Source organism: Pseudomonas sp. GW821-FHT10C09, from assembly GCF_059415465.1.
Genome location: NZ_JBWKNG010000033.1, coordinates 42,622 through 64,739 on the forward strand (window position 1 = coordinate 42,622; position 22,118 = coordinate 64,739).

The window sequence follows — 22,118 nt, forward strand, 5'->3', positions numbered from 1 at the left end:
CAAAATCTGTGTCCTGTGCAGATCCCTTGTGGGAGCGAGCCTGCTCGCGAAGGCAGCGACGCGGTCTAAAGCGGACTCACACCATCTCGTCCCGAATCCACTCAATCACCGACACCCGCTTCGGCACCCAGCCCAGCAGTTCGCGCGCCTTTTTCCCACGCACCCGGCTGTTTGACCCCAAACCATAGTTGGCCATTTCATACCCCCACTCGGCTTCGGCGTCTTTCAGCGGCCAGTCTTGCGGCGCGCCCAGTTCCAGCGCTTGGGCAATCGCAGTGGTCATGTCGATGAACGACGCCTCACCGCTTTCAACGAAATAGAACGTGCCCGGTACATTTTTGGTCAGTGCCAGCAGGTACAGGGACACCACGTCTTCGATGTGCACGTTGGACCAGATGTTCTGACCCGGGCCGACATGCCGGACCACGCCACTTTTACGCGCCTGTTTGAGCAAGCGCGGCAATTGCACGCTGTCGCGATTGACACCCAGGCTGTGCCCGTAGATCAGGGTGTTGCAGATCACCGCCGAGTTCACGCCATCGTTAGCGGCGGCGAGGATCAGGTTGTCGATGGCCACGCGGGCGGCCTTGTCGACGGTCGGTTCCGGCAGTGTGTCTTCGAAGTAGATGACGTCGCTGGACTTACCACCGGATGCATCGCCGACGATGCTCGAACCGCTGGTGTGCAGGAATACTTTGTGGGAGCCGCGCAAGGCGTCGAGCAAGGCGTGCACCGCGCCGCGATGGTCGCTGCTGGCGGCATTGATCACAGCGTCGGCCGCACGCGCCTGTTCGGCAAGCAATGCGCTGTCGTCCAGCGTGCCGATCACCGGGGTGATGCCCAGCGCGCTCAGTTCATTGGCTTGGGCTTCGCTGCGCACCAGGCCGGTGACCTTGTGGCCCGCGCGGATCAGTCCGGAGGCGATGGAGCCGCCGATGAAACCTGCTGCGCCAGTGACGAATACGTTCATGGAGAAACTCCCTGCGTGAATAAGTGATGCGACGAGTATCGAGGAGTGATCACTGACGAAAAATCCCCTCTGACCCAATTCACTCTTGCGCAGAGATCACGAATCAGCCTTTGAAATCCGAGTTTGCATACACCGCCAACTTGCCCTGAATGAAGTCCAGGAAGCACTGAATGCGCAGGGCCAGTTGCGAGTTGCGGTAGTACACCGCGTTGATCGGCTGGCGATAGCCGCTGTTGAAGTCCGCCAGCAGCACCTGCAAACGGCCGGCGCGAATGTCCTCGATCGTCATGTAATGCGACAGGCAGGCAATGCCCTGCCCTTCCAGCGCGAGGTGCCGGATCGTCTCGCCGCTGGAGGCACTGATCGACGCCTCGATCGGCCAGCGATCACCGTGTACATAACGCAACGGCCACTGGTTGAGCCCTTCGTTCTGGGTAAACCCCAGCAACGCGTGCTCACTTAAATCCGCCACTGCCTGCGGCGCACCGTGTTGCTCGATATAGGCCGGGCTGGCGACGATGTGCAGCGGACTGCACCCCAGCGAGCGGGCGTGCAAGGTCGAGTCCGCGAGCGTGCCGATGCGGATGGCGATGTCGGTGCTTTGCTCCAGCAAATCGATAATCAGATCGTTGCTGTTGAGTTCCAACTGGATGTCCGGGTAAAGCCTGCGGAATTCGTCGATGTACGGCACGATGGCATGCAGCATGAACGGTGACGCGGCATTGATCCGCAGCCGCCCGGACGGGGTTTGCTGGCGGGAATTGAGGCGCTCTTCGAGTTCGTCCATCTGATCGAGAATCCGCTTGGCGTGCTCGAAGAAGTACTTGCCCTCTTCGGTCAGGTCCATGCGCCGTGTGGTGCGATTGATCAGCGTGGTATCGAGTTTGGCCTCCAGCCGCGACAGTGTGCGGCTGACCGCCGAGGGCGTTTGCCCGACCTGTTCGGCGGCAGCGGAAATCGACCCGCATTCAATCACGCAGACGAAAATCTGCAATTCATCGGATCTGGCTTTCACAAAGGCCCCTCATTCAAAACTGGCTTGATAGTAGCTGGATGCGGGGCAAAAGGAACCTCAAGCCTTGAGGCCAAACACCTCGGTCAAATGCTGCTCATAGCGCGCGACATCGGCTTCGATGTTCGGGCGTTTCATCACGTCGACGCTCAGGAAGGTTGGCAAGCCGGTCATGCCGAGGAACTCATTGGCCTTGTGGAACGGGAAGTACACCGCGTCCACGCCTTTGCCTTCAAAGAAATCGCTCGGGTCATCGAACGCTTGTTGAGGCGCGTTCCAGGTCAACGACAGCATGTACTGCTTGCCCTGCACCAAACCGCCGCTGCCGTATTTCTGAGATGCATCGGAACGGGTGCGGCCATCACTGGCGTAGAGGCTGCCATGGCCTTCGGTGAAGACTTCGTCGATGTACTTTTTCACGGTCCACGGCGCGCCCATCCACCAGCCCGGCATTTGATAAATGATCACGTCGGCCCAGAGGAATTTGGCGACTTCTTCGGCGACGTCGTAGCCCTCGTCAATGAAGGTGGCTTTCACGTCCACACCCCCACGGTCCAGCACGCTCAGCGCCGTTTCATGCAGGGTGGTGTTGTAGCGGCCATCGGAGTGGGCGAATTTTTTGCCGCCATTGAGCAACAGGACTTTTTTCATGAGAAATCTCGGAAGGTCAGAAATCGGATGGCGGCAGGTTAGCGGCGCGGGTCGCGCGGAATAAGCCTCGAATGCACAAAACCCTTTTGACCAATACGCACGAATCTATAGGCGATTGTTGCCATAGACTTGCGCCGATTCTTAACTTGAGGGGATTTCTGATGAGTGAAATGCAAGGCTTCATCCTGCACGCCAAGACCCGCCCGGAAAAATCCGACGCCTTCGAAGCGTTTTTCAGCGGTTATGTAGACGCCAGCCGCGCCGAGCCCGGCTGCATCGAGTACCACATGCTTCGCGACAAACAGGACCCGACGCTGTTTATCTTTTACGAGATCTGGCAATCCCAGGCTCACCTCGATGTGCACTCGAACCTGCCGCACATGAAGCAGTTCCTCGAGCAGCGCGATGAATTCCTGGAACGGGATTTCGAGATCCGCGCCATCGACATGCTCAGCCCGTCGTCCGCTACCCGCTGATCAGCAAATGGCCGCCGAGCACGCCGAGGCCGATGAAGAACACTCGCTTGAACAGCACCGCGCTGATCCGCTGACGCAGCCATTGGCCCAGCCACATGCCGAGCACTGCGGGGATCAGCACCAGCAACGACGCGCTCAATTCGCCACCGCCCAAGGCGTCGCGCCACCACAGGCCGGCCGCCAGCGCCAAGGTCGAAACGGTGAACGACAAGCCCAACGCCTGCACCAGTTCGTCCTTGCTCAAACCGAGCGCTTGCAGATAAGGCACCGCCGGAATCACAAAGACCCCGGTGGCCGAGGTGATGACGCCTGTCAGCATGCCGCACAGCGGACCGAGCCAGCGCTCGCTGCGACTGCCAACGCGCAGAGTCGGCAGGAATAAACCGCTCAGCGCATAGAGCAACAACGCCGCGCCCAATGCCCGCACCACCCAATGCCCGCCGGCCATGCCGATCCACAACGTGCCGGCGCCTGTGCCGATGAAGATCGCCAACAGCATCGGCCATAGACGCTTGATCAACCCGCGCAGGTGCCCGCCGAATGCCAGTTGCCAGACATTGGTGAGCGTTGCGGGAATGATCAGCAGTGCGGCAGCCTGCGACGGTGCCATAGCCAGACCGAGCAGTCCCATGGCGATGGTTGGCAAGCCGAGACCGATGATGCCTTTGATCATGCCGGCCAGGAGGAAGGTGGCGATGACCAGTAAAGACAAGGCAAGGCCGAGGTTTTGATAGAACGCGGCGAGTGTATTCATGGGGCTATCCTGAGCCCGAATAAGTCGCGTGAAAATCTGCCATATACTGAGGATGCCTTTTGCTGAGCAAGAGGCTGAAAGTTTCGTCGCTTCGAATGACGCCTTCGCGAGCAGGCTCGTTCCCACAGTGAATCGCATTTCTCCAATGAGAACTCGCTCACCTGTGGGAGCGAGCCTGCTCGCGAAGAGGCCCGCCCAGACAACACACATCCAGAGGTTGCCGATGCACTTCGACCTGACCGACCTGCGCCTCTATCTGAACATCCTCGACAGCGGCAACATCACCGCCGGCGCCGCGCGCAGTCATTTGTCCCTGGCGGCGGCGAGCGCGAGAATCCGTGCCATGGAGGCTTCGCTGGGCATTGAGTTTCTGCAGCGAGGCCGTCGCGGCGTCACGCCCACGCCGGCCGGCAAAGCCCTGGCACAACACGCCCGATCCTTGCTGCAACAAGCCGAACGCATGCAACAGGACCTGGCGGAATACGCCAAGGGCGTCAAAGGTCAGGTCCGGTTGTTGAGCAACACCACGGCGATCACCGAGTACCTGCCGGAATTGCTCGCCGACTTCCTGCACGAGCATCCGAACCTCGACATCGACCTTCAGGAATTGCCCAGCGCACGCATCACTCACGCCTTGCGCCAAGGTGCTGCAGACCTGGGCATCGTGTCCGACGCTGTGGACACCGATGATCTGCAGACCCGCGCTTTCCGCGACGATCCGCTGGTATTGATCCTGCCCCGCGACCACCTCCTGGCCGACACCGAATGCCTTAGTTTCAGCGACACCTTGCACCACGATTATGTCGGCCTGAACGCCAGCAGCGCCTTGGCGGTGTACCTCGAAGAACAGGCGCTGCACGTAGGTGTTCGCCTGAAAATCCGCATCCGCGCCGACGGTTTTGATGGCGTCATGCGCATGGTCGCCCGCGGCGCAGGGTTGGCAATCGTGCCGCTCGCAGCCGTTGAGCGCTGGACCGGCGAGCCCCCTTTCAAGAGCATCGCGCTGCAAGAACCCTGGGCCCAACGCAAACTCCTGCTCTGCGCCCGGGACTTTGCCGCGCTGCCCGGTTATGCCAGAGCCCTGCTGCACGCCTTGACTCTCCCCTGAGGGGCAGACTTTACCCTTGAGGTTTGATCTTCAAGGACAGAGGCGATGGGCAAGCGAATTCTGGTGATTCTCGGTCATCCTTCCAGCAACAGCTTCTGCGCGGCACTCGCCGAGCGCTACGCACAGTCGGCGTTGCGCGCCGGGCATGAAGTCCGCCAATTGTTTCTCGGCAGGATGGACTTCGATCCGGTGCTGCGCGAAGGCTATCAACAGGTTCAACCTCTGGAGGCCGACTTGCGTCAGGCGCAGGCCGACATCTTGTGGGCCGAGCATCTGACGCTGGTTTATCCGATCTGGTGGGGCGGGATTCCAGCCTTGCTCAAGGGCTTTTTTGATCGGGTGTTCCTGCCCGGTTTCGCTTTCAAGTACCGTGAGGGCAAAGCCTTTCCCGACAAATTGTTGCGCGGTCGCAGCGCGCATTTATTGGTGACCATGGACACGCCGCCCTGGTATTACCGTTGGGTGTACCGCATGCCCGGGCTGCATCAGGTCCGCAAAACCACCCTCGCCTTCTGCGGCATCAAACCCAGGCGCACGCTCACGTTCGGCCCGATTCTCGGCGCCAGCGCTGATCAGCGTGCAGCCTGGCTGCTGCAAGCCCAGGCTATCGCCAGCCGCTGAGTCTGCCGATAATGCGCGGGGCTGTACCCCGGTAAAAAAGGACTTTTCATGTACATCGGCCAAGCCGCGCAACGCTCCGGCACCACGATCAAGAGCATCCGCCATTACGAGTCGATCGGCTTGCTGCCTGAGGCTAAGCGCCTGGGGAAATACCGCGTCTATGACCAGCAAAGTGTCGACCTGCTGATTTTCATAAAGTGCGCCCAGCAACTGGGTTTCAGGCTCAAGGAATTGCAGGCGATCTTCGCCGGCCATCAGGGTCAGGCAATGCCGTGGGAACTGGCGCATCAGGCCATTGATGCCAAGAAGCGCGAGATCAGCGAGCGAATGACCGTGCTGTCGCGCCAGCACGCCCAATTGATCGAGTTCGAAGCCAGCCTCGAACAGTCCAGGGCCGATTGCCCATTGGAAAGTCTTTGAGGTGTTGCGCGCTTCTGGACACCTGGATGTCGAGTTCAGACAACTGACCGGTGCAGGGTGGCTATAGGGTGCCACTTCAGTTCTTCAAGCCACTGCCCGGAGTCATCATGACCGCACCGATTACCGTCCTTCGCGATACTCATCCACTGCCGGTGCTTGACGCCTGCAAATGGGAAAAACTCGAAGGTGACCCGCACACCGTCAACCTCAACGCCTACACCAGCGAAGACGGCAGCAAGATCATGGGCACCTGGATCTGCACGCCGGGCAAGTGGTACGTCGAATACGTGAAGTGGGAATACTGCGATTTCCGCGAGGGCTACTGCATCATCACCCCGGAAGGCAAAGAGCCGATCCATCTGCGCGCCGGTGATATTTTCGTCATTGAGCCGGGGATGAAAGGCACGTGGGAAGTGGTTGAAACCGTGCGCAAGTATTTCGTGTTTGCCTGATGCAAAAAAACCGGGGGATCACCCGACGTGATCTCCCGGTCAATATTCTGACTTGAAATGCGTAACACTGTGGCGAGGGGGCTTGCCCCCGTTCGGCGGCGAAGCCGTCGTATGTTCAGTCGACTCTTTATGGCTGAAGGAATGTAGGGGAGCGCTTCGCACTCCAACGGGGGCAAGCCCCCTCGCCACAAAGCGTGCTCACCACAAAAGCATCCTCGCCACAGCCCCCGCGAAAACCTTATTGGGGTTTACGGTAGCTATTGATGATCGCCGAGAAGTCTTTCCCACCTTCCCCACGCTGGCTCATCGCCTGATACAACTGCTGGGCCACCGCGCCGAGCACCACCGGTTGGTGCGCCTGACGGGCAGCTTCCGTGGCCAGCCCCAAATCCTTGAGCATCAGTTCAGCACCGAAACCACCGGTATAACCGCGCGAGGCCGGCGCCGTTTCGACGATCCCCGGCCATGGGTTGTACATCTCCGAACTCCAGCACCGCCCGGTGGAACTGTTGATGATCCCGGCGAGCACGCAGGTGTCGATCCCCAGGGCATCACCCAGCGCCATGGCTTCGCTGACGCCGACCATGGAAATCGCCAGCAGCAGGTTGTTGCAGATCTTGGCGATTTGCCCGGTGCCGACTTCACCGCAATGGACGATGTTGCGACCCATCTGCGCCAACACAGGTTGCAGGGTGGCAAACAGTTCCGGGGTGGCGCCGACCATGAAGGTCAGCGTCCCGGCCGCGGCGCCACCGGTGCCGCCGGAAACCGGTGCATCGGCCATGGCCACGCCTTGCTTGGCGGCTGCGGCTGCCACATCGCGGGCGGTCTGTGGATCAATGGTGCTGCAATCCACGGCCGGCACGCCTTGGCCGATGCCGGCGAGAACGCCGTCTTCACCCAGCCAGACGCTACGCACATGCACAGCGGCCGGCAGCATGGTGATCACCAGCTCCGCACCTTGCGCCGCTTCACGGGCGGTAGGGCTGATGCTGCCGCCCAGTTGCTCCAGCTCCGCCAGCACGGTTTTGTTCAGGTCGACCAGACGTAGCGCGTGGCCGGCCTTGATCAGGTTGCGCGCCATCGGGGCGCCCATGTTGCCGAGACCGATAAAAGCGATTTTCATGTCCGGCTCCTTATCGCAAGTTGATGGTGGTGTTCACACCGTCGTTGACACTGTCGTCATCAAACCAGCGGCTGGTGACGGTCTTGGTCTGAGTGTAGAACTGCACCACTTGCTTGCCATACGGACCGAGGTCGCCGAGCTTGGAACCGCGCGAACCGGTGAAGCTGAAGAACGGGACCGGCACCGGAATCGGAATGTTGATGCCGACCTGGCCGACGTCGATTTCGTTCTGGAATTTACGTGCCGCCGCACCGCTCTGGGTGAACAGGCCCGTACCGTTGCCGAACGGATTGGCGTTGACCAGGGCAATGGCCTCGTCGAGCGTATTCACTTCCAGCACCACCAGCACCGGGCCGAAGATTTCCTGGGTGTAGATCTGCATGTCGGTGGTCACGCCGGAGAACAAGGTCGGGCCGACAAAGTTGCCCTTCTCGTAACCTGGAACCGTGATCTCGCGACCGTCCAGTTCCAGTTTGGCGCCTTCCTTGATGCCGCTTTCGATCAGATCGAGAATGCGCTGCTTGGCTTTTTTCGAGATCACCGGGCCGACGTCGGTGCCCGGCTCGCTGCCGGCATTCACGGTCAGTTTCTGCGCCAGCGCTTTCAGGTCCGGCAACCATTGTTTGGCTGCGCCGACCAACACCACCACGGAGGTGGCCATGCAGCGTTGACCCGCCGCACCGAAACCGGCACCGACCAGGGCATTCAGCGCTTGCTCGCGATTGGCGTCCGGCAGCACCACCGCGTGGTTCTTCGCGCCCATCATCGATTGCACGCGCTTGCCGTGCTTGCCGGCCAGGTCGTAGACGTGAGTACCGACGGCGGTCGAACCGACGAAGGACACAGCCTTGATGTCTTTGTGCGTGCAGAGCGCGTCCACCACGTCCTTGCCGCCATGCACGACGTTAAGCACGCCCGCCGGAACGCCGGCCTCGATCGCCAGTTCCACCAGGAGCATGGTCGACATCGGGTCCTGTTCGGACGGTTTGAGCACGAAGGTGTTGCCGCAGGCGATGGCCATCGGGAACATCCACAGCGGAATCATTGCCGGGAAGTTGAACGGGGTGATGCCGGCGCACACGCCGATTGGCTGACGCAGAGTGTAGGTGTCGACACCGCCAGCGACGTTCTCGGCGAATTCACCCATTTGCAGGCTGCCGATGGAGCACGCGTGCTCGACCACTTCCAGGCCACGGAAAATGTCACCTTCAGCGTCGGCGATGGTTTTGCCTTGCTCGGCGCTCAGGACCACGGCGATGCGTTTGGAGTGTTCACGAATCAGCGCCTGGAGCTTGAGCATGATGCGCATCCGCGCGCCGATCGGCGTCAGCTTCCAGGTCTGGAAGGCGCGATGGGCCGCGCTGATCGCGGCGTCGACTTCTTCTGTGGTCGCAAACGGCACCTTGGCCAGCACTTGCTGGGTCGCCGGGTTGACGATGTCGTGCCATTCAGTGGTCTTGGATTCGACCCACTGGCCGTCGATCAACAGCTTTACCGTCTGGACAGTGGTTTCGTTTGGCGTGAGCGAAGCGTTCATGTGGGTCTCCGGATGTTTGCTTTTTATAGTTAGAGCTATCTTGGGAGCCAAGGCGAGAAAGTCGCCTTGCGATGAGGCGTGTGCCGCGAATTGGTTGTGCAGCTGTTTTTGGAGTATAGATGTGCAAACTTCTAATAAGAACGCACATATAAGCCGGTCCATCATGCAAAAAAACATCACGTCTTTAGGCTCGCTGAACTGGGACGACCTCAAGTTTTTCCTCGAAGTCGCCCGCACCCGCAAGGCCAGCACCGCGGCCAAGCGCCTGGCGGTGGACTACACCACCGTGTCGCGGCGCATCAGTTCGCTGGAAGCAGCATTAGGGACCTTGTTGTTCGAGAAATCCCGGACCAGCGGCTTTGTCCTGACCGCCGAGGGTCAGCGATTGCTCGGTTATGCCGAGTCGATTGAAAGCACGCTGCACATGGCGTGCGAGCAGGTTTCAGGGTCCGGGGTGGCGTTGTCCGGGCATGTGCGCATGGGCTGCACCGAAGGCTTCGGCAGCTTTTTCATCACGCCGCAACTGAGTCACTTCGTCGACGCCTACCCGGCGATCTCCGTCGACATCCTGCCGCTGCCGCACTTCATCAGCCTGTCCAAGCGCGAAGCGGACATCGTCATCGCCCTGGAGCGCCCGGAACACGGGCCGTATGTGTGCTGCAAACTCTGCGACTACCGCTTGCAGCTGTACGCGACCCAGGACTATCTGGACAAACACCCACCGATCCGCCGCCCGGCAGACTTGGGCAAGCATTCATTCATCAGTTATGTCGACGATCTGGCGTTCAGCTCAGAGCTGTTGTACCTGGCGAACGTATTGCCCGGTGCCAGTGCCAATTTGCGCAGCACCAGCGTGATCGCGCAATTCGTGGCGGCGCAGCAGGGGCGGTCGCTGGCGATTCTGCCGTGCTTCCTGGCGGCTCAGGATCCACGGCTGCTGCCGGTGTTGCCGCAAGAGATCAACATCACTCGACAGTTCTGGATGTACTGCCGCGAGGACCTGAGGAAGCTCAAGCGGATCACCCTGTTGTGGGATTACATCCGTTCGGTCACTGAACAGAATCAGGCTCTGCTGATGGGTGAAACGCGCGAGATGCTGTTCGCCGATTAATCGGCGCTCACCACGATCGACACCCGGCGGTTTTCGGTACGCCCCGTCGCAGTGGTGTTGGGCGCCACCGGCTCGCTGCTGCCTAAACCGCGCAACTGGATGTTCTGTTCTTGCATGCCGACTGTGGTCAGCACCTTGCCGACACTTTTCGCACGGCGCAGGGACAGTTGTTGGTTGTATGCCTCTTTGCCGGAGGCATCGGTGTGGCCATCGACCCGCACACGCTCGATGCCAACGCCGAGTAATGATTTGCCGATGCGCTCGACGATTTCGGTACTGGCCGGATTCAGGCTGTCGTCGTCACTGCCAAACAGGACTTTGCCGGACAGGCCAAACGCCCAGCCTTCTTCGGTCAGTTCGAAACCTTGCTGTTTAAGCACGGCGATCTGCGCTGGAGTCAGGCCCTTTTGCGGTGCTGTCTGGCACCCGGTCAATGCCAGCAAGGCCATGAACAGGGTGATCGCGAAAAATCGCAGGGAACGCGGGGTCATCGAGAACAAAACAATCAGCTCCTGGTTTGAGCATGGATGACAGGATGTTCCGATCCTGCCGTGTGCTGCGCGCCGCGAGAGACGCGTTTGGCTTGGTACATGGCAGCGTCGGCGGCGTGGAGCAAAGTGCCTGGTGTGACGCCATGATCGGGGTACACCGCGATGCCGATACTGAGGGAGGTCAACACATGAGTACCGCCCGGCAACGGAATCGGCGCTTCCATGCTGGCGAGGATCTTGTCGGCAATCCGCTCGGCATCTGCGGTTTTGTGCAGCGGTGACAGCAGCACGGCAAACTCGTCACCGCCCAGACGCGCCACCAGGTCCTCTTCGCGAAGTTGTGCGCGCACACGGGTCGCGACCGCCACAAGCACCGCATCACCGGCCGCATGACCAAAGTTGTCGTTGATCTCCTTGAAGCGGTCACTGTCGAGAAACAGTACAGCCAATCGTTCGTTGAGCTTATTGGCGTTGCGCAACGCACGAATCAACCGGCCTTCGAAAAACGCGCGGTTCGGCAAACCGGTCAGGCTGTCATGGCTGGCCTGGTGCGCCAGGGTTTCGTTTTCGCTTTGCAGGTGGGTCTGCCAGGATTCGAGCTCATCGAGCAAGGCATTGAAGTCGTTGCCCAGATTGTCCAGTTCGGCGATGTCGGCGGGCGGCACGCGACGGTCGAACGCACGCTCGCTGCGAGCGGCGTGAGCCACGGCGGCGAGGCTCTGCAGCGGACCGGTGATCCCGCGAAGTTGGCGCCGCGCCAGATAGAGCGCGACCCAAGCACTGATCGCGGTACACAGGATAATGCCCGCCAGACCGCTAAGCAGAAAGCGCATCAGGCTGCCGCCGTGTCCGGTGAGCTGAATGCTGCCGATCTCCTGGCCCTGATGAACAATCGGCATGTCGATGGGTTTTTCCAGAAAGATCTTGGCGATCTGCAATTCAAGATCGGAGAACAAACCGTTTTCCGAACGCTGCCAGCGCGCCAGTAACCGCCCTTTGGCGTCCAGCACCTGGGCGTCGGCGACTTCCTCGGTGGACGCGATCATGGCCAGCGCTTCAGTGGCGGCGGCTTTGTCGTTGAACACCACCGCCGCTTCGACGGTGTAATCGATCGAGCGCGCAATCAGGTGCAGGTTGTGGTCGGCGTAGACCCGCAACGCGAGGACGCCAAGCAAGGTCAGTGACACGCTGGCCATGGCCACGGCGACCAGCGCGACGATCAGATGCCCACGACCGATAACTGACCGCAAGGTCGGCCGAGTACCAGTTTTGAACAGACTCATGAGGCCGCCGGCTTGCGGCGGGACAACTGCAACACACTGGGGTGAATGCGCACGCCACTGCGGGCGACGGAGTCGAGGTTGACCTCGAAGGATACCTGCTCATCGCCGACCCGCAGGCAGAACAGGCTGCCGACGGTGCATTGATCATCGCTTTCACTGATGCTCAGCACCGGGCGTCCCATCAATGAGGCGAACAGTCGACTGCGTTCATCACCGGTCAGTTTGCCGATGTACACCGCATCGCATTCACCGACAATCGACGGGTTGTCAGCCAGCAGGCGCCGTACAGTGACAGGCCGGCCGGTGGCCTGGGTGGTGCCTTTGACCAGATCGTCGGTGTATTCAGTGGGGCCGACCACGCACAAACGCAGTTGCGCGGGCTCAACCGGCCAGCGGGCGTAACTGAGAATGCCGAGCACCACTTGAGTGACCGATTGGGCACGCTGGTCAGCCATGCTCGCCGGCGTTTGCGACTGCGCAAAAACGCTGCCGGACAGCCAGCAGAGCACGCCAGCGAGCAACACTTGCTTGCCGCCAATGACGCGTCCTGTCGTCCAGGCAGCCACCTTCATGCAGTGATTCTCTTCGATCGTAGCGAAATAATTTCGCCACGATAGCATAGCGATGAAACACCCGCGAGGCCGCGTACTACGGCGCTTCGGACGGTTTTTTGGCGCCGGAAACTCGCGCCTCAATCGCTCGGTGTAACCCTTTCTTCCAGCTCCAGCATCAACCCGCTCAAGCGCTTGACCTTGCGCCGCACGGCTTCTTCAAATACACCGGCGCGAGGCTCGATCAAGGTGAACCAATGCTTGGCCCGAGTGATCCCGGTGTAGATCAGTTCCTTGGTGAGCACAGGGTTGAGGGCGTCCGGCAGGATCAGCGCGGTATGGGCAAATTCCGAGCCTTGGGATTTGTGCACGGTCATGGCGTAGACAGTCTCGACATCATTGAGCCGGCTCGGCAGCACGAACCGCACGCCGCCCTGACCATCATTTCGTGGAAACGCCACGCGCAGCACCTGCTTGCCTGCATCGGGTCCATCACACTCCGGCAGTTTGAGGGCGATGCCGATGTCACCGTTCATCAACCCCAGGCCATAGTCGTTACGGGTCATCAACACCGGTCGACCTTCGTACCACTGCTGATCGCTGTCGATCAATCGGGCCTTGAGCAAAGCGGCGGTCACTCGCTGGTTCAAACCTTCAACACCCCAGGGTCCCTTGCGCACGGCGCACAACAATTGGAAAGCGTCGAAGGCTTGCAACACCTGACGCGCCCATTCGGTCCAGCGTGGATCGTCGAGCGGGCTGTCGAGCGCTGGCCGCTGACTGCGCAGAAGACTCAAATAGTGGCGATAGCCTTGCGGTCCTTCGCCATGCCCTTCAAGCAACAATCGCTCCAGAGCTCGGTCCTGCTCCCCTTTTAGCGGCAGGGAAAACACATCGTCGTGACTTCGTGCGGCCAACAGTTTGCGGGCGTGTTCGGGGTGTTGCTGATTGACCCAACGCGCCAGTTGACCAATGCCGCTGCCCTCGCCGAACCGGCGCGAGTGGCGCAGCATCACCACTTGTTGGGCTAGCGGATGAGTGCCTTGGGTGTCGGCCTGCAAACCACTGTCCTCGAGGTTTTCACCACTGACCGCTTCCAGCCACTGGCGAGTCTGCGGGCTGTACCAACCCGCCTCGGCATCCCGACACAGATCGCCCAGCACGGCACCAGCCTCCACCGAGGCCAGTTGATCCTTGTCCCCCAACAACACCAGTCGCGCGTGGGCCGGCATTGCATCCAGCAGATTGGCCATCATTTCCAGGTCGATCATCGACGCTTCGTCCACCACCAGCACATCCAGCGGCAAGCGATTGCCGGCGTGATGACGGAAGTGTCGCGTACCGGGCCGACTGCCCAGCAAGCGGTGAACGGTGGTGACGTCCGACGGGATTTGGCCGCGAACTGATTCGGCGACTTGCAGGGTGCGGACTTGTTGGCTGATCGACTCCGTGAGCCGGGCCGCCGCTTTGCCGGTGGGTGCGGCCAGTCGGATGCGCAGCGGTTTGCCGGCTTCGACTGCAGGCGCCTGGAGCAATGCCAGCAAGCGCACGACCGTGGTGGTCTTGCCGGTGCCCGGGCCGCCGGTGACGATGCTGAAGGCACTGCGGGTCGCCAGGGCACAGGCGAGTTTCTGCCAGTCGATTACTTCACCGGTCTTGGCGGGACCGAACAACCCGGTCAGGCGTTGGGATAAATCATCCGGCGTCGATTCGTGTTCTGCCAAGCGCAGGCGCAGGGCATCGTCGATGCGTCGTTCGTAAGCCCAGTAGCGACGCAGGTACAGGCGTTTGCCGGATAAAACCAAGGGCCGTGATTGTGCCGTTTCTCGCCCGTCCGCAGCCAGCGCCACCAGACTGCTCGAGGCCAAAACTTTGCACCAATGAGCACCGTCCAGTGCTTCAAGCAATTGCGACGGCAATAACATCGCGCCACTGTGGACATCACCTTCAGGGGGCAGCGACAGGGCGAAATCCGGTTCTTTCAGGGTCTCGAACAGGTCCAGACACACATGGCCGTGGCCCAGTTGGTGACTGGTCAACGCGGCCGCGAGCAGCACCAACGGATCATCGTCAGGCGCGAGTTCGTGGAGGAAGGCAACGAAGGCCTTGTCCAGCGCACGCAACCAGCCCCGTTCAACCCAGCGCGTCAGCAACAGCAGCAAGTCATCGGCACGGTTCAATGGCTCGAGATCCGCCAGGCTTTCCGCCGCCAAGGGGGTCGGCAGCAAATCGGCAAAAGTGCGGCTCATAGCAGTACTCCCTGTTCCCACGCGGGTTCGGCCTTGGGTTCTGGCTTGCCCTGGAACATTCGGTCCAGTCGCTCGATCAGTTCTTTGGGTGGACGGGCGAAGTACACGCCTTGGCTGGCAGCACGCGTACCGCGCAGAAACAGGTACAGCGCACCGCCGACATGCCGGTCGTAATCGTAATCGACCAGCCGCGCCTTGAGCTGTCGATGCAAGGCCAACAGGTACAGCACGTATTGCAGATCATAGCGGTTATCGAGAATCGACTGTTCCATGGCCTGTTCGGTGTAAGCCGCGTCATCAACGCCCAGCCAGTTGGATTTGTAGTCGGCGACGTAATAGCGACCCTCGTGCTCGAAGGTGAGGTCGATAAAACCCTTGAACATGCCGTTGAGCAAGACCGGTTCGGCGGCCACTCGGGCAACGCCGTTGTGGGTGTGCTGGCGCACCAGTTCATCCAGTTTCAGCACGTCGACTTTATGGCTGGCGAACCAGAATTCCATCTCGACGCGGTACTGGGTCAGTTGCTCGAAAATCACCGGGGCCTGCCCTCCGCCGATGTGCAGCGGGGACTTGAGCAAATGCTGCAGCCAATCACTCAGCGTGGTGATCCAGCCTTCCCACCCACGACGGTTACAGCGTCGGGCAATCGCGTCTTCGACCGCTTGTGGGTTGGCGGTAAAACCTTCGTCGCCGGCCCATTCCAGCAAACCATGAAGAAAAGTACCGGGGTTGGGGCCTCGGGGGAATCGATGGATATCACCGCCACCGGCCGCCACTTCTCGGGGCGCTTGCGGGTCGAGGCGTTCGTCGTCGAAGAGCTTTTGCGCTTGCGGGCTCTCCGGGGCTTCGTCACTGCCCACGCTCATACTGTCGCCAATGCGCAAGGCGCTGTACGAGGCGATCCACCAGTTTTCACTGGCCTTGCGTTTCGGCACGCGCAGCGCAAGCAAGCTCGCCTGGTTTTGCGGTGGATGGTAAAGCTCGGCGGTGGCTGGCGGCATTTCAGCGTAAGTCAGCGCCGGGCAGTCCTGCTGCAAGTCTTCCAGCCAGCGCTTCAGGCCTGCCGACTCGGCCAACGGCAAACCACCGCCCAACAGGTAACCCAACGCCGACAAGTGCAGCACCGAACTGTTGTTATTGCCGCGCTTGAGATCAGTCACACCGAGCCAGCACGCATGTTGCGCACGAGTCAGGGCGACATACAGCAAGCGCAGGTCCTCGGCCAGACGCTCATCGTCAGCCAGGGCAATCAACTCGGCAGTCGGCTTCAAACTCACCTGAGCCTTGCCGTTTTCGTCGTGGTAATGCAACGGCAAACGACTGCCATCCACCGGTTTCGCCGAACAGATGAAGGGCAGGAACACCAAGGGATATTCAAGGCCCTTGGACTTGTGAATGGTCACGACCTTGACCAGTTGCTCATCGCTTTCCAGGCGCAGGATCTGTTCTTCGCCAGCCTGGCCGGACAACGCCAGATGCTCGGACAAGTGACGGATCAGCGCCTGCTCGCCATCGAGTTCGGCCGCGGCCTGCTGCAGCAATTCGGACAGGTGCAGCAGGTTAGTCAGGACTCGTTCGCCATCGCTGCGCGCGATCAATGCCTGCGGGAGCTGGAAGTCATGCAGCAAACGTCGCAGCATTGGCAGCACACCTTGCTTGCGCCAGAGCTCGCGATAGCCGCGGAATTGCATGACCCGTGCTTCCCAGGCGAGTTCGTCCTGATTCAATCGCTCCAGTTCAGCCAGCGACAGATTAAGCGTGATGCAGGCCAACGCCGCTCGCAATGGTCGCTCGACGTCGGGCTCGGCGCAGGCCTTGAGCCAGGTCAGCACGTCGTGAGCTTCTTGTGCAGCGAACACCGAGTCCTTGTCCGACAGATAGACGCTGCGCACACCTCGAGCCGACAGTTCGCCGCGCACCGCTTGAGCCTCTTTGCCGTCGCGGACAAGGATCGCGATATCCGCTGGCAGCAGGCCTCTGAAATCCTTTCCGTCCGCAATGAAACCTGCCCGCCCTTGTTGCCCACCATTGAGCAATGCGCTGATTTCACTGGCGCAGGCAGCGGCCAATTGTTGCCGATACACCGCGCCGGACAGCGGTTGTTCTGCGGACAGATGCCAGATGTTCAGGGACGGGACCACTTGGCCCTCTACGTGCAGAACCTCTTTACGCCCTTGGGACTCCACCGGTAGGAACGGCACCGGGTTGTCACCATTCTTTTCTCGAAACAGAAACGCGCCGCGTCCCGACTCACGAGACTCGGCGCGCTCGAATACATGGTTAACTGCACTGACCATGCCATGGCTGGAGCGGAAGTTGGTGCCCAGCGTATGCAGTCGACCGGTCGTGGCCTGACGGGCGCGCAGGTAGGTATAAATGTCGGCACCACGGAACGCGTAGATCGCCTGCTTCGGGTCACCGATCAGGAACAGGCCGCACTCGGGATTGTTGTCTTCGATGCGATAGATGCTTTCGAAGATCCGGTATTGCACCGGATCGGTGTCCTGGAATTCGTCGATCAACGCGACCGGGAACTGCTCTCGGATCAAGGTCGCCAGACGCTCGCCGCCCTCGGACTGCAAAGCGGCATCCAGACGCAGCAGCATGTCATCGAAGCCCATCTCGGCGCGGCGACGCTTTTCTTCTTCGAACCGCGTTCCCACCCAATGGGCGGCGTGTTGCAGAACGGCGGCGTCGGGAGTTGGCAGTCCGTCGAGGCTGGCCTTGAGGCCCGGCATTGCGTCCAATCCAGGATGCCGGGGTACTTCGCCCTTCCAGGCTTCGGCCATGCCATCCGGTGTCAGACGAGTGAAACCGGTGCCGATGTCCAGTTGCTCAAGCGCTTCATCTTCGGCCCAGGCTTTGATTTTTTCGAACCAGGGCTCGAAGTAGCGTGCCTGCATCTTTCGACCGTCGACGCTCTTGCTCGCAACACCCTGGTGACAGATCACCAGTAGCTCGTCCGCCCATTGGCGCCACGGCATCTTGAGTTCGAGCAACGCGCTTCGTCGTTCCTGCAAACATTCGCTGATCAGTTCGGCCGGCTCTTTTCCTTCAACACTGTCGCGTTCACTGGCGAACAGACCGCGCACACGCGGCAACAACGCTGCCGGTCCACCCCAATTGCTGCGGACCCAGTTCAGTGCATCGCCTTGCATCGGGTAACAGAACAGCCGCCAGTAATCACGCAGGACTTCGCCCAGCAAATCGCTGTGATCGGTTTCCAGGGTCTGGGTAAACAGGCTGCCGCTGTCGAACGCATGTTCGCGCAGCATGCGTTGACACCAACTATGGATGGTCGAGACGGCCGCCTCATCCATCCATTGCGCGGCGATGTCCAGACGGTTTGCGCAACCGGACCACTGTTCGGGGAGGTACTGATCACGCAGTTCGGCAATGAGGCCATCCGGTGCCGGGGTCTCATCACGGAAGAATCGCGCGGCCTCCGCCAGACGTGTACGGATACGTTCACGCAGCTCTTTGGTGGCGGCATCGGTGAAGGTCACGACGAGGATTTGCGGCGGCAACAGTTCACGCCCGAAACCACTCTCGTCACTGCCGTGACCGAGGACAAGGCGCAGATAGAGCGCGGAAATGGTGAAAGTCTTGCCGGTCCCGGCGCTGGCTTCGATGAGTTGGCTGCCGCGCAGTGGGAAGGCCAGTGCCAGAGGTGTTTTTGTGGTCATGAACGCGCCTCCTCGCTGGTCAGTGAACGCCACGGGGCTTCAAGCATCGGTTTGTACAAGGCGTCGCACCAGTCGGGGAACGTTTCGTCGGCGAGCAGCGCGTCAAAGTCAGCAAACTGTCGAGTGAGCGCAGGGCTTTCGCGGCGCTCTCCGTCAGTGGTCTGGCCATCGCCTTCATAGGCTTTGCGGGCAGCGGCTTCGGCTTTCAGCGGATCGGTCTGGCCCAGCCAGGCGAAGGCGGTTTTTACTGCAACCGGCAGGGGTTGACGCATGCCCGCCTGCCAGGCCTCCAGAAGATGTCCCAGTGTTTTCAGCGCGGCGCCCTTCTCCAGCGGCTCCAGCAGCAGGCTATCGTCGCTGGCCACCAGTGCGGTGGTCATCGGGATGCCACTGGCGCAGGCCACCAGGTGATTGACCCAAGGCCGCGTCAATCGGTGCCATTTGCGGTTTTTGATCGAGCCAATGCTGTTGGGAATGGTGGTGACCGACAGCAAGCCTCCGTCTGCACGCTGGTGCAGACCACTGAGCCAACCTTCGAGGCGCAGTCCTCCCAACTCAAGATTTACTGGCAGAGCGCTGGCCAGCGGTGTCGGCCATAACGCCAGGAGCTGTTGATAACGCTGCAGCAGATCCGGAAGCGGTTCGATCAATTCACGCTGTAGGCATTCGCCGAATCCGGCCATGGGCAGCAGCCCACTGTTTTGCAAGCGTTTGGCCTGGCCTTCCAGTGCCTGATCGACGTGATCGATCTGTCCCAACGCCGCCGCAAGCAAACTGTCACTAAGGCTGTAGCGTTGCAGCGCATCGAGGACAAAGGGTTCTTCATCGGCCAAGGGCACTTCAGCCGCTTCGAAGAACACCTTGAGCCGCTGGCTGAAAAAATGTCGCACAGGATTGCGCAGGAAGTCCTGCAATTGACCGAGGCTCAGCGGCTCCTCTTGTATGTAAGGCGCAAGTACTTCGCCTTCAGCCACCTGATGGGTGATTTGATGAAGTACCTGCCATTCATTGGCGTAGCTGAACAGCGCGTCACCCTCATGGAAGTAACGAGCGCTGAAGGGCTGCAATGGGTGCTCTTGAGTCATGGCCTCCAGCAGGTCCTTGTCCTCATCCTGCAGTCGCCAGCCGCTGGCGAGATGGTCACGCAATTGGCCAATCAACACCGAGGCCGGACGTTCGCTGTTGTCCCGGATGCTTCGGCCCACCCAGCTGATGTAGAGCTGATCACGTGCCGACAGCAGCGCCTCCAACAGGAGATAACGGTCATCTTCACGGCGGGAGCGATCTCCGGGGCGATAGTCGCTGCCCATCAGATCGAAATCCAGCGGCGGTTGCGCGCGAGGATAGTCGCCGTCGTTCATGCCCAGTAGACAGACTCGTTTGAACGGAATCGCCCGCATCGGCATCAAGGTGCAGAAGTTAACGGCACCGGCTAGAAAGCGCTGGGACAGGCGGCCCTGATCCAGTCCGGCCAGCCACGCTTCCCGAACCACGGTCAGCGGCAAATCGTCGTGCAAACCGACGGATTCACAGGTGTCGAGCCAGGTTTCGCGCAACTCTTCGAGTTGGGCCAGCAAGTAATCGTCGTGCTCATTGCTGGCCAGGAAGAACAACTGCACCAATGCTTGCAAGCGCACGCCCCATTGCTTGGGCGGTGCCGGTTGAGTCAGTTCCTGATGGGCAATCTCCAACGCATCCAGCAGGGCCACCAAAGGCCCGATGAGCGCGGCATCCAGACCGCCAATTTCGTCGTAAGGCTCGATGCCTTCGCACGCAATGGCACTGCCCACGGCATAACCCAGCAGCATCCGGCGCAGGCCGAATCGCCAACTGTTTTGCTCCAGCGCCTCAGGCAGCCCCAGACCCGCACGTTGCTCGGCATTCATGCCCCAACGAATGCCCGCACCTTCGATCCAGCGGTGCAGCGTTGGCAGGTCACGCTCCTCGACGCCGAAGCGGGCACGTAATGCTGGAACGTCCAGCAGGTCGAGAATCTCGCTGACCGGAAATCGACTGTCGGGAAGTTTGAGCAGGTGTTCGATCGCAATCAGCAGGGGATCGCGACCACGCTGGCCCTGATCCGCGAGCGTGAAGGGAATGAAACGAGGGTCGTGGCGTTCAAGTTGACCGAATACAGCGCGGATATGCGGTGCGTAACTGTCGATGTCCGGAACCATCACAATGATGTCGCGAGGCCTTAGGTCCGGATCAGCACTGAAGCGTGCCAGGAGCTGATCATGCAGGATCTCTACTTCACGCTGGGCGCTATGGGCGATGTGAAAACGGATCGACTCATCTTGCTCAAGATCGACGGCGGGCCAGCATTCCCGTGTTTCGCTCAGTGGGCGTAACTCGAGAATGTCGTCCTGCAATTGATTGAGCATGTTCTTTGGCTGATTGTCGCTGAACAGGTCGATGCGCCCGTCACGAAATGCCGAGCTATAGCTGTTGGGATCGTCATAGCTGTCGAGAAGATTGATGTAGTCCCGACCCTGTTTACCCCAGGCAGCCAGTAGCGGATGAGCATGCTGGTGGAGCGTTTGCGGGTCGAGCACAACGGGCATGCCACTCTTGCGGGCCTGGCGCTTGTATTGATGCCGCAACAGGTCTTTATCGGCGACGATGTCGGCCCAATGGTAACGACACGGGTTATGCACGCACAGCAGAACCTGACTGAAACGAGCCAGTCCGGCGAGCGCTTCGAGGGCTTGAGCGGGCAGCGAAGAAATCCCGAAAACGATCACCCGTGAAGGTAAACCGCTGGGGGCGACGTCGAGGCTGTTGATGCGTTCGATAAACCGCTGATGAACACCTGCACGGCTTTGCGCCATGCCTTCCTCACCCACATCGAGCAACAGCGCTCGCCATAATTCGGCCTGCCAGCAGTTGGCCGGGGCCAGTGGCTTGGCTTCGCCTCTGCCGTTGCGCAATTGGTGACGACCATCTGCCCAGTCTTCGAGCCAGTCGGCACGGTAGACCTGATATTGGTCGAACAAGTCTGCGAGTCGCTCAGCTAACTGGTAGCGCTTACGCAAATCGGTGTCGTGGGTCAGGAAGCGCTGCAGAGGCTCAAAGTGCGGTTGGTTGATCAGTTGCGGGAGGAGGCGCATCAGACGCCAAGTCAGGGGGGCTTTATCGAGCAACGATTTGACCGGGATCTCATCCCGTCCAAGGACCATGCGATAAAGCTGCCACATGAAGCTGCCGGGTAACTGCACGTCGATGGCGGCGGCAATACCGCAGCCGCCCATGTCATCCTCTTCTGGATCTTCGGCCAAGGCCAGCTTGAGCCACTGCGCGATGCCATTGCTCTGCACCAGGGCGATTTCATTTTCCAGGGGAGCCAGCGGATAACGCCGCATTACGCTGATCACCAGGCTGCGCAGTTCATTCAGACTGTTGCTTTGAACCACCATAAAAGCAGCGTTGAGGGACGTGGCGTCCGGCATAAAGGCTTCCTTGGGAAAATACAAACGCTAGGGCCGAACCTTAGCATTGTCGGGAGACTGTGACAGCCGGGAGCTGTCCGGTAATGCTGTACGAACTTTCCTGCGGGCAAAACAAAACCCCAACTGCTTTCGCAATTGGGGTTTCGGAATTTAATCTTGACGATGACCTAC

Annotated in this window: 18 protein-coding genes; 6 read left to right on the top strand and 12 right to left on the bottom strand. The window is 60.3% G+C overall.

From position 1 onward, the window contains the following. Positions 1–76: 76 nt before the first annotated feature. The 3 genes from AC07N8_RS26845 to mdaB form a co-directional block, all read right to left on the bottom strand. Entirely contained in the window at positions 77–970 is an 894-nt protein-coding gene (locus tag AC07N8_RS26845; protein ID WP_493146672.1) for an NAD-dependent epimerase/dehydratase family protein, read from the bottom strand. Between the two features lie 103 nt (positions 971–1,073). After that, a complete protein-coding gene (locus AC07N8_RS26850) occupies positions 1,074–1,985 on the bottom strand; it encodes a LysR substrate-binding domain-containing protein (RefSeq protein WP_483844114.1) in 912 nt (303 codons plus the stop codon). A 57-nt stretch (positions 1,986–2,042) separates the two neighbouring features. Beyond that, a complete protein-coding gene (mdaB, locus tag AC07N8_RS26855; protein WP_493146674.1) occupies positions 2,043–2,633 on the bottom strand; it encodes an NADPH:quinone oxidoreductase MdaB in 591 nt (196 codons plus the stop codon). Positions 2,634–2,794: 161 nt separating this feature from the next. Here mdaB and AC07N8_RS26860 point away from each other — a divergent pair, with 161 nt between their 5' ends. Beyond that, positions 2,795–3,109, top strand: coding sequence for a putative quinol monooxygenase (locus AC07N8_RS26860; protein ID WP_483844112.1), 315 nt, complete (start codon positions 2,795–2,797; stop codon positions 3,107–3,109). On the opposite strand, the gene AC07N8_RS26865 is transcribed toward AC07N8_RS26860, so the two are convergent. Next, entirely contained in the window at positions 3,099–3,863 is a 765-nt protein-coding gene (locus AC07N8_RS26865; RefSeq protein ID WP_493146676.1) for a sulfite exporter TauE/SafE family protein, read from the bottom strand. The genes AC07N8_RS26860 and AC07N8_RS26865 overlap by 11 nt on opposite strands. 223 nt (positions 3,864–4,086) lie before the next feature. Between AC07N8_RS26865 and AC07N8_RS26870 the strand changes: the two genes are divergently transcribed. The 4 genes from AC07N8_RS26870 (at position 4,087) to AC07N8_RS26885 (ending at position 6,464) form a co-directional block, all read left to right on the top strand. Continuing rightward, positions 4,087–4,971 carry a LysR substrate-binding domain-containing protein gene (locus AC07N8_RS26870; RefSeq protein WP_493146677.1) on the top strand — a complete coding sequence of 295 codons (885 nt, stop codon included), beginning with the start codon at positions 4,087–4,089 and terminating at the stop codon, positions 4,969–4,971. A 45-nt stretch (positions 4,972–5,016) separates the two neighbouring features. After that, entirely contained in the window at positions 5,017–5,592 is a 576-nt protein-coding gene (locus tag AC07N8_RS26875) for an NAD(P)H-dependent oxidoreductase (protein WP_483844109.1), read from the top strand. A gap of 48 nt (positions 5,593–5,640) precedes the next feature. Then, the gene (locus AC07N8_RS26880) at positions 5,641–6,012 is read left to right on the top strand and encodes a MerR family transcriptional regulator (RefSeq protein ID WP_483844108.1); all 372 of its coding nucleotides are present in this window, start codon (positions 5,641–5,643) and stop codon (positions 6,010–6,012) included. Between the two features lie 107 nt (positions 6,013–6,119). Further along, entirely contained in the window at positions 6,120–6,464 is a 345-nt protein-coding gene (locus AC07N8_RS26885; RefSeq protein ID WP_007946320.1) for a cupin domain-containing protein, read from the top strand. 238 nt (positions 6,465–6,702) lie between these two features. Here AC07N8_RS26885 and mmsB read toward each other — a convergent pair whose 3' ends face one another. After that, on the bottom strand, positions 6,703–7,590 hold the full coding sequence (gene mmsB / locus AC07N8_RS26890) for a 3-hydroxyisobutyrate dehydrogenase (RefSeq protein WP_483844107.1): 888 nt from the start codon (positions 7,588–7,590) through the stop codon (positions 6,703–6,705). A 10-nt stretch (positions 7,591–7,600) separates the two neighbouring features. After that, on the bottom strand, positions 7,601–9,127 hold the full coding sequence (locus AC07N8_RS26895) for a CoA-acylating methylmalonate-semialdehyde dehydrogenase (protein ID WP_483844106.1): 1,527 nt from the start codon (positions 9,125–9,127) through the stop codon (positions 7,601–7,603). Between the two features lie 163 nt (positions 9,128–9,290). On the opposite strand from AC07N8_RS26895, the gene AC07N8_RS26900 reads away from it, so the two are divergent. Next, positions 9,291–10,238, top strand: coding sequence for a LysR family transcriptional regulator (locus AC07N8_RS26900; RefSeq protein ID WP_483844105.1), 948 nt, complete (start codon positions 9,291–9,293; stop codon positions 10,236–10,238). Here AC07N8_RS26900 and yfiB read toward each other — a convergent pair. The 6 genes from yfiB to recC all read right to left on the bottom strand — a co-directional run bounded on the left by yfiB (position 10,235) and on the right by recC (position 21,947). Continuing rightward, positions 10,235–10,729, bottom strand: a complete 495-nt coding sequence (gene yfiB, locus AC07N8_RS26905) for an outer membrane lipoprotein YfiB (RefSeq protein ID WP_493146686.1) — start codon at positions 10,727–10,729, stop codon at positions 10,235–10,237. The two genes, AC07N8_RS26900 and yfiB, sit on opposite strands and share 4 nt — an antisense overlap. Positions 10,730–10,743: 14 nt before the next feature. Further along, positions 10,744–12,012, bottom strand: a complete 1,269-nt coding sequence (gene dgcN / locus AC07N8_RS26910) for a diguanylate cyclase DgcN/YfiN (protein WP_483844104.1) — start codon at positions 12,010–12,012, stop codon at positions 10,744–10,746. After that, a complete protein-coding gene (gene yfiR / locus AC07N8_RS26915) occupies positions 12,009–12,584 on the bottom strand; it encodes a regulatory sequestration protein YfiR (RefSeq protein ID WP_483844103.1) in 576 nt (191 codons plus the stop codon). Before yfiR ends, dgcN begins: the two co-directional genes overlap by 4 nt. 119 nt (positions 12,585–12,703) lie before the next feature. After that, positions 12,704–14,812: an exodeoxyribonuclease V subunit alpha gene (gene recD / locus AC07N8_RS26920; protein WP_493146681.1), complete on the bottom strand. Its 2,109-nt coding sequence runs from the start codon at positions 14,810–14,812 to the stop codon at positions 12,704–12,706. After that, entirely contained in the window at positions 14,809–18,498 is a 3,690-nt protein-coding gene (gene recB, locus AC07N8_RS26925; protein WP_493146683.1) for an exodeoxyribonuclease V subunit beta, read from the bottom strand. Before recB ends, recD begins: the two co-directional genes overlap by 4 nt. Next, positions 18,495–21,947, bottom strand: a complete 3,453-nt coding sequence (recC, locus tag AC07N8_RS26930) for an exodeoxyribonuclease V subunit gamma (RefSeq protein ID WP_483844100.1) — start codon at positions 21,945–21,947, stop codon at positions 18,495–18,497. The genes recB and recC overlap by 4 nt, the downstream gene beginning before the upstream one ends. Positions 21,948–22,118 lie beyond the last annotated feature (171 nt).